Here is a 374-nt window from a genome sequence, read left to right as displayed (position 1 = left end):
GTCGCGCCGGGCTGGTGTAGTAGTAACGCGCCCAGTCGTTGATGGTCTTTGCGCAGGCCGCGATCGGGTGCAGCCCGGAGGCGCACGGCAGGGTCGCCTGCACGAAGACGTTCATGCCTTCCGCATACCACGGCTCGACGCCGTTGCTGAGTTGGCCGACCCATTGGTGCCCCATCTCGTGAAAGATCGTGCTCTGCACAGTTTGCACATCCTGCGATGGCGAGAACACGCTGCCCACCGTCATCAGGCTGCCGCCGCCGGCCAGACGAGCGGTGCCGGTTTCGTACGAGGCAACCGGCAGGGCGCGGATCAACAATTCGTAATGCGGCGCCTGCATGTAGCCGAACGCGCTTGTCAGCACCTCGTAGGCCGAT

1 pseudogene is annotated in these 374 nt (G+C 64.4%); it reads right to left on the bottom strand.

Annotation, left to right across the window (positions count from 1 at the left end):
• Positions 1-374 (bottom strand): annotated as a pseudogene (locus FFY45_RS16805) (hypothetical protein); the annotation flags it as partial.

It is taken from the genome of Xanthomonas hortorum (assembly GCF_011305375.1).
Classification (GTDB): Bacteria; Pseudomonadota; Gammaproteobacteria; order Xanthomonadales; family Xanthomonadaceae; genus Xanthomonas; species Xanthomonas hortorum_E.
This window is presented reverse-complemented; position numbering and strand designations above follow the sequence as displayed.